The 7,398-nt window shown below is 72.0% G+C and carries 7 protein-coding genes; 4 read left to right on the top strand and 3 right to left on the bottom strand.

The features are described from left to right. On the bottom strand, positions 1-416 hold a 416-nt coding region (locus Q1N79_RS30145), incomplete at its 3' end, for a VOC family protein (protein ID WP_300614524.1). A 533-nt stretch (positions 417-949) separates the two neighbouring features. Here Q1N79_RS30145 and Q1N79_RS30150 point away from each other — a divergent pair. Continuing rightward, entirely contained in the window at positions 950-1,573 is a 624-nt protein-coding gene (locus Q1N79_RS30150) for a carboxymuconolactone decarboxylase family protein (protein WP_300614525.1), read from the top strand. On the opposite strand, the gene Q1N79_RS30155 is transcribed toward Q1N79_RS30150, so the two are convergent. Beyond that, positions 1,560-3,155: a DHA2 family efflux MFS transporter permease subunit gene (locus Q1N79_RS30155; protein WP_300614526.1), complete on the bottom strand. Its 1,596-nt coding sequence runs from the start codon at positions 3,153-3,155 to the stop codon at positions 1,560-1,562. The genes Q1N79_RS30150 and Q1N79_RS30155 overlap by 14 nt on opposite strands. A 124-nt stretch (positions 3,156-3,279) precedes the next feature. On the opposite strand from Q1N79_RS30155, the gene Q1N79_RS30160 reads away from it, so the two are divergent. Beyond that, positions 3,280-3,891, top strand: a complete 612-nt coding sequence (locus Q1N79_RS30160) for a TetR/AcrR family transcriptional regulator (protein WP_300614527.1) — start codon at positions 3,280-3,282, stop codon at positions 3,889-3,891. Positions 3,892-3,903: 12 nt separating this feature from the next. On the opposite strand, the gene Q1N79_RS30165 is transcribed toward Q1N79_RS30160, so the two are convergent. Further along, the gene (locus tag Q1N79_RS30165) at positions 3,904-4,770 is read right to left on the bottom strand and encodes a hypothetical protein (protein ID WP_300614528.1); all 867 of its coding nucleotides are present in this window, start codon (positions 4,768-4,770) and stop codon (positions 3,904-3,906) included. 118 nt (positions 4,771-4,888) lie between these two features. On the opposite strand from Q1N79_RS30165, the gene Q1N79_RS30170 reads away from it, so the two are divergent. Together Q1N79_RS30170 and Q1N79_RS30175 are read left to right on the top strand one after the other, a co-directional pair. Next, the gene (locus Q1N79_RS30170; protein ID WP_300614529.1) at positions 4,889-5,548 is read left to right on the top strand and encodes a DnaJ domain-containing protein; all 660 of its coding nucleotides are present in this window, start codon (positions 4,889-4,891) and stop codon (positions 5,546-5,548) included. A 9-nt stretch (positions 5,549-5,557) separates the two neighbouring features. After that, entirely contained in the window at positions 5,558-7,225 is a 1,668-nt protein-coding gene (locus Q1N79_RS30175) for an amidohydrolase (protein ID WP_300614530.1), read from the top strand. Positions 7,226-7,398: the final 173 nt, after the last annotated feature.

Consider the following 7,398-nt stretch of genomic DNA (forward strand, 5'->3'; position numbering starts at 1 on the left):
TCCAGGTTCAGCGACTTGCGGAACGGCTGCCGGACGTCCCTGGGGATCCGCAGGTAGACCTCGCCCCTGTTGCCCTCGGGGTCGAAGAAGTAGATCCCGTACGCGTTGCCGTGCGTGACCTCCTGCTGGACCGGGACGCCCGCGGCCTTGAACCGGTGGTGGTACATCTGCAGGGTCTCGACCGAATCAACGCGCCAGGAGATCTGGTGGGTGAGCATGCTCCCTGGCGGCGCGGTGCGGCCGCGCTGCAGGACGAACTCATGGTGCTCGACCTCGGGCTGGGCGCTGAAGAAGACGATGCCCTGCTCCTCGTCCTCGTCGGTGACCGTCAGGCCGACCACGCGCTCGTAGAAGTCGCGCATCGCCGCCAGGTCCGTCACCCATAGACCCGTGTGGCCAAGTCCGACGACAGGCATCACGCACCCCTTTCGCTCGGTGCCTTTGTACTAGGCTACGGTCCGCGGTGCGTCAGGGCGGTCACCAGCACGTCGAGCACCGGCGAGCCGGGCCCGGGGCCTTGCGTACGGGCGACACCTGCCGATGCCCTGGCGCCGCCAGGCCGCGCGCACCAGCAGCTCGGTGAGCGCGAACGTGCGGCCGGGATGTTCGGTGACGTCCGCGCCGGGCAGCGGGGTGGTCAGGTCCTTCCACTAGGAGGTCGACGGCCGCAGCGGCAGTCCCGCGGCGTAGCCGACCAGGTGGCCGCCGTGCCTGGCCTCGGGCCGCCGTCGAGCAGCAGGAAACTGACACCGGGCACGGACACGCCCCCCATTAAACTGCCCGGCCGCGGAGCACGCCGGTCCCCGCCCGCGGCGCCGCTGTCTCACCATCCGGACGCCCCGCCGCAAGATAGGACCCGAGCGGCAGAAAGAAATCCGCATGAAACGGACAATAAACCTGCGGCCCGGGTCCTAAGTTAGGTGGGAGACCATACTTTCCGGGAGAGGCCGTGTTCGAGAATTCGCCGCCCAGGCTGGAGCTGATGTCCCCGCCGGAGATGGACCAGGCGCAGCGGGCCGTCTACGACGCGATCACCGACGGCCCGCGGGCAAGCCAGGCGGGCACGGTGCCGATCGTCGACGAGGCGGGCCGGCTCGTGGGGCCGTTCGCCGTCATGCTGCTCAGCCCGCAGGTGGGTGACGCCATGCAGCGGGTCGGCGCGGCGGTCCGGTTCCGGACGTCCCTGACCGCCCGCGAGCGGGAGGTCGCCGTCCTCGCGGTGGCCGCCGGGGCGCGGTGCGACTTCGAGTGGCTGGCGCACGAGCCCGCCGCGCGCACCGCGGGCATCACCGCGCCGCAGGTTGCCGCCATCAGGGACGGCCGGGTGCCCGGCGGGCTGAGCGGGACCGAGACCGTCGCCTGCCGGCTGGCCCAGGCGCTGGTCCGCGACCGGTCGCTGTCCGATCACGACTACGCCGCGGGGCTGGCGGCGCTCGGCCAGGCCAGGCTCGCCGAGCTGACCTGGCTTGTCGGCTACTACTGCGCGCTGGCGCTGGCCCTGGCGGTCTTCCGGCCGGAGCTGCCTGAGTCTTTCCGCGCCGCCCATGACGGGTCCGGCCCTAGCCAGCGGTGACCCGGGGCAGCTGGGAGACCGCACGGTCCGTTCGGGATCGTGATTGTCCTGTCGCCCCCGCGGCGGTGTGCGCGGACCTGGCGCGGGCGGGCAGGAAGGCCAGCGCGACCACAGCGGCGGCGGCCGTGGCGCCCGCCGCGACGAACGACCCCGCGTGCAGGCCGGTCATGAACGCCTGCCGGACCGATTCCGCCGCCGCGGCCTGCACGGCGGGCGGGAAGTGCGCGGCGGTCTCCAGGCCGGCGACGACCGACTGGCCGGCCTCGCTGGCGACGCTGGACGGGGCGCCCAGCCCGGTCAGGGCGGTGAGCACATGGCTGCCGTAGGCGGAGTTCAGCACCGAGCCGAGGATCGCGACGCCGAGCGTGCCGCCGACTTCCCTGGTGGTGTCGTTGACGGCCGAGCCTGCCCCGGCCTTGGCCGGCGGCAGCGCGCCCATGATCGCGTCGGTGGCCGGGCCCGTGGTGAACGCCAGGCCCATCGCCATCAGCGTCATCGCCACGATGATCTTGCCCCAGTAGGAGGCGTCCTGCGCCGTGGTGGCCGCGACGAGCAGGCCGGCGCTCATCAGCGCCAGGCCGCAGGCGACGACGATCTTGGTGCCGGCCCGCTTCATCGCCAGCATCGCGACCGGCGAGAAGGCCGCGGTGACGATCGCGAACGGCAGCGTCGCCACCCCGGCGCGCAGCGGGTCGTAGCCGCGCACGACCTGGAAGTACTGGGTGATCAGGAAGATGAAGCCGAACAGCCCGAAGAACGCCAGCGCGATCGCCCCGCTCGCCGCGCTGAACCGCGGGTTGCGGAAGAGCCGGACGTCGAGCATCGGGTCCGGGCGGCGGGCCTGCCACCAGGTGAACACGGACAGGATCGCGACCGAGCCGAGCACGCCGCCGATCGTCGTCGCCGACCCCCAGCCGTGCCGCGGTCCCTCGATGATCGACCAGGTCAGCAGCGTGATCCCGGCGACCGACAAGAGCGCGCCGAGTGGGTCGAAGCGGCCGGCCTTCGGGTCGCGGGACTCGGGAAGCAGCAGCCGGCCGGCGATCAGCGCGACGACCGCGACAGGGACGCTGACGTAGAACACCGAGCTCCAGTTGAAGTGCCGCAGCAGCACGCCGCCGCACACCGGCCCGATCGCGACCGCCAGGCCCGAGACGCCGGACCAGACGCCGATGGCCATCGCGCGCTGGCGTGGCACCGTGAAGACGTTGTTGAGGATGGCGAGCGTGGCCGGGTAGACCAGCGCGGCGGCCGCGCCCATCGCCGCGCGGGCCGCGATGAGCTCGCCGCTGCCGCGGGACAGGGCCGCGGCGACAGAGAAGAGCGCGAACAGCACGAGGCCGGCCTGCAGGAAGCGCCGCCGCCCGAGGCGGTCGCCGAGGTTGCCGCCGACGAGCAGCAGTCCGGCGAACGCGAGCGTGTAGCCGTCGACCACCCATTGCAGCGCGACGGTCGAGGCGGACAGGTCACGGCTGATCGTCGGCAGCGCGACGTTGACGATCGTGTTGTCCACCACGACGAGCAGGACGCTGAGGCAGAGCACCGCCAGGATCCACCACCGGCGGTCGTTGCGGGTTTCCATCGGGACTCCCTCTGAGTAGGACGGTGTTCCATATGAATAGCATCTCGTGCTATTATTATGTAACAACATTCTATAATCTGTCAAGGGGTCCGGCGAGCGGTCCGGGTAGGAGAAGATGTTCAGCATGAGTGAAGCGAGCGCGGCCGGCCGGCGGTCCCGGACGCCGAGCGCCGAAGTCGAGCGGGAGCTGCTCACCGCGGCCGAGGCCGTCCTGGTCAGGGACGGGCCGGGCGGGCTGACCGTCCGCGCCGTCGCGGCCGAGGCGGGGATCGCGCCGATGAGCGTCTACAACCGGCTCGGCGGCAAGGACGGCCTGGTCGACGCCCTGCTGGTCAGGGGATTCGACCGGCTGCGCGCCACGGTCGAGGCCGGGCGCGAGCCGGACCTGCTCGCCCGGCTCTTGAACTGCGGCCTGCGGTACCGGGAGTTCGCGCTCGCCAATCCGCACTTTTACGCGATCATGTTCGAGGACACCCTCCTGCATGACAAGCACTCCTCGGCTGAAGTCGAGGAGCACGCGCGGGCCTCGTTCGCCGCCGTGGTCCGCCTGGTGGAACTGGCATCGGCCGCCGGGGTGATCTCGGCGCCCGATCCGCTCGAGGGGGCCCAGCAGATCTGGATGGCCGTGCACGGCGCCGTCTCGCTCGAGCTGAAGGGCCTGGTGCTCACCCCCGACCCGGCGGCCACCTACCGCGCGTACCTCGAAACGCTCATCCGCGGCCTGGCGTCGCCCTAGCCACCGCGGCGGCTAGGGCGCGTAGCGCGGCAGGCTGATCGTGTAAAGCTCAGCGCCGGTGATGCTGCTCAGCGGCTGCGTCGGCGCGCCGACGGGGAGCCACAGGCAGCTACCCGGCGGGTACTGCGTTCCGCCGTGCGAAACGGTGCCGCTGAGCACGTAGCGGATCTGCGGCGCCGCGAGCTTCCCGCCGTCGGCGTGCGCTCCCGGCGCGATGCGGACCAGCGTGACGGACGTCTGGTGCTCGGTGAAGCAGCCGAGCGGCTTGACGTCGATGCCCGGGTGGCGCTGGTCGGCCACCCACTCATAGACCTGCGACCGCATGACCACCACGTCGCCGTAGCGCGGCTGCGCGTAGACGAGCTTGCAGCCGGTGTGGGCTTCCCAGAGCGCCTCGTACCCGTCCTGGTCGACGGGGCTCCCGTCGAGGGCGGGCCCCTTGTACCGGCCGCCCTCGAACGTCCCGCCCGCGGCCCGCAGCTTCTCGCGCGCGGCCGCGAGCTCGCCTGGGGTCGGGTAGTACAGCCCGCCCGCGCCGGTGAACTGCAGCACGAGCACGGTGGCCTCGCCGGCCTGCCGCTGCGGCCCGTACGGCACGGCTTCTGGGAAGTAGCCGCAGTCACCCGGCTCCAGGTCGGTCTGCCCGATGTTCAGCGACCCGTCGAGGACGAAGCGGAGCTGGTCCCAGCAGTGCCGGTGCAGCGGCGAGAAGAACCCGTCGGCGACCGTGTCCCGCGAGAAGCTGAGGTTGAGTCCGGTCACGCCGGTGTCGATCGGGAACCGCTGCTGCTCGACGGTACCGACCCGATGGCTGTCCCGGCCGCCGAGAAGGCCCGTCACCGCGTCTTCCGGCCGCCATGCCTGCACTGCCACGTCCATGGCCGCATTGTCCTTTCCGCCCGGATGCGCGGGCAAGCCATTGGTTTTCCGCGCGGGTGGGGGAACATGGAAACGACCACCCACCGGGCCGTGCCCGGTTCTGCTTCCCGGAGGTGCTGTGCCACCCGGCATCACTTGGTATGACGTTCTCGGCGTGCTGCCCGGTGCCACCGCGGGGGAGATCAGGAGCGGCTACGACGGCAAGGCGCGGCTGCTGCGACCGGAATTCCTCGCGGGCGCGCCCTCGACGGTGGTCACGGCGGCCACGCGGGCCAAGGGAATCCTCGACGCGGCGTGGCGGGTGCTCGGCGACCCCGCCAGGCGGGCGGGGTACGACCAGGCGGCCGGCATCCGGCGCAGCGGCGGGGGCCTGGCAGCGCCGGGGAGCTTCCCCTCGGAGCCTGGGTGGGGCGGGGCGGTCGTGGGCGGTGCCGCCGGGGCCGAACTGCCCGGCGGCCTGCTGGCGCTGAGCGACTGGCTGGCGCCGCATCCGCGCGTGCCCAAGCGGGTCACGGTGCCGGACGTCCGGGGACTGTTCTACAGCGTGTGCCCGGAGATCGTCTGCCGGGCGGGACTTCGGGTGACCGCGGTCAGGCTTACCGAGCACCCGATGCCGGTTGACGGCCTTGTCGTCGGGCAGTCGCCAGGTCCGCTGACGAAGACACGCCGGGACAGCGCGGTCACCGTGCAGGTCTGGCATCCGCCCCAGGCCAGGGCTCCCTTCGTGCCAGGTGCCGGCGGGCGCGGGGGAGACGCCCCGTTCCGTTCGGAAATATGATCCTGTGCCGTGCCATACGAAGCGGACCTGCTGCTGGTCAACGCGAACGTGCTGACGATCGACCCGGGCCGGCCGAGAGCGAGCGCGGTCGCGGTAAGCGGGGACCGCATCGCCGGCGTCTACGACGGCGACCCCGCGATAACAGCAAGAAGCGTCGTCGACCTAAAGGGCGCGACCCTGCTGCCCGGCTTCCACGACGCGCACAACCACATGATCGGCTTCGGGCTTTCCCGCACCGAGGCCGACCTGCGCGTGGCCAGCCTCGGCGAGCTGTACGACCGTGTGGCCAGCCACGCCAGGACAACCAAAGCAGGGGAGTGGGTCGTCGGCTCGGGCTACGACCAGACGAAGACGGGCGGCCACCCGCACAGGGACGCCCTCGACAACGTCGCTCCCGGCCGTCGCGTCTGGCTCAAGCACACCTCCGGTCACATGTGCGTGGTCAGCAGCCTGGTCCTGGCCGACCTCGGCATCGACACCGCCGCCCCACAGGTCGACGGCGGGCGGGTGGCGACCGACGAAGCGGGCCGCCCCACCGGCCTGCTCGAAGAGCGCGCCCAGGAGCTGGTCGCCGCGCTCACGCATCCCTACCCGGTGCGCACGCTGGCCGACGCGATCGCGCGGGCCGGCGAGCAATACCTGCGCGAAGGCCTCACCAGCGTCACCGAGGCAGGCATCGGCGGTGGCTGGGTCGGGCACAGCCCGGCCGAGCTCGCCGCCTACCAGGCCGCCCGCGACGCCGGCCGACTGCACGTCCGGGTCGAGCTGATGGTGGCGAGCGAGGTGCTGCACGGGATCGGCGCGCACCCGTCCGACGGCATCGAGCTGGGCCTGGACCTGGGGATCCGCACGGGGTTCGGCGACGACTGGCTGCGCCTTGGCCCGATGAAGATCTTCACCGACGGCTCGCTGGTCGGCCGGACCGCGGCGATGTCCGACCCGTACGAGGGCCAGCCAGCCAACGCCGGGTACTTCCAGGCCGGCGCCGCGGACCTGGCCGCGACGATCGTCGCCGCGCACCGAGCCGGCTGGCGGGTGGCCGCGCACGCGATCGGCGACCGTGCCATCGACCTGGCCCTGGACGCGTTCGGGACTGCCGCCGCGGCGTACCCGAGAAAAGACCCGCGCCACCGGATCGAGCACTTCGCCGCTGCCCGTCCCGATCAGGTGGTTACAGCATCCGAACGGTCCCTGCTGGCTGTCCCGCAGGGCCGGTTCTGCACCGAGCTCGGCGACGCGATGATGGCGGCCGTCGGCCCGCGGCGGCAGTCCTGGCTCTACCGCCAGCGGTCCCTGCTCGACGCGGGGATGGTGCTGCCGGGAAGCTCGGACCGCCCGGTCGCGGCCGGCGCCCCGCTGCTCGGCATCCACGACATGGTCAACCGCCGCACCGCCTCCGGCGCGCCGTTCAACGCCGCCGAGGCGGTCACCGTCGAACAGGCGCTGCGCGCCTACACGTTCGGCTCCGCCTACGCGAGCAAGGCCGAGCACGTCAAGGGCACGATCGAACCGGGCAAGTTCGCCGACTTCGTGGTCCTGTCCGAAGACCCGACCGCCGTCGGCCCGGACCGCATCGCCGGCCTAGCGGTGCTCGCCACGATCGTCGGCGGCCAGCTCCGCTACGATTCGGGAGTTCTGGGGACGTTAGCCTTAGCGGATGCCATTGTTCGCGTTTGAAGGTCATGAGCCGACGGTGAGCGCCGGGGCGTGGATCGCGCCGACCGCCACCCTGGTCGGGGACGTGCGGGTGGAGGACGAGGCGTCCGTCTGGTACGGGGCGGTGCTGCGGGCCGACTTCGGGCCTATCGTCGTCCGGCGGGGAGCGAACATCCAGGACGGGTCGGTCCTGC

Origin of the sequence: Trebonia sp. (genome assembly GCF_030042015.1) — a bacterium.
In the GTDB taxonomy this organism is placed as follows: Bacteria; Actinomycetota; Actinomycetes; order Streptosporangiales; family Streptosporangiaceae; genus Trebonia.

Excerpts from the sequence above, each read along its gene's own strand:
- Q1N79_RS30155 (WP_300614526.1), bottom strand. The coding sequence starts at position 3,155 with ATGGAAACCCGCAACGACCGCCGGTGGTGGATCCTGGCGGTGCTCTGC.
- Q1N79_RS30160 (WP_300614527.1), top strand. The coding sequence starts at position 3,280 with ATGAGTGAAGCGAGCGCGGCCGGCCGGCGGTCCCGGACGCCGAGCGCC.
- Q1N79_RS30165 (WP_300614528.1), bottom strand. The coding sequence starts at position 4,770 with ATGGACGTGGCAGTGCAGGCATGGCGGCCGGAAGACGCGGTGACGGGC.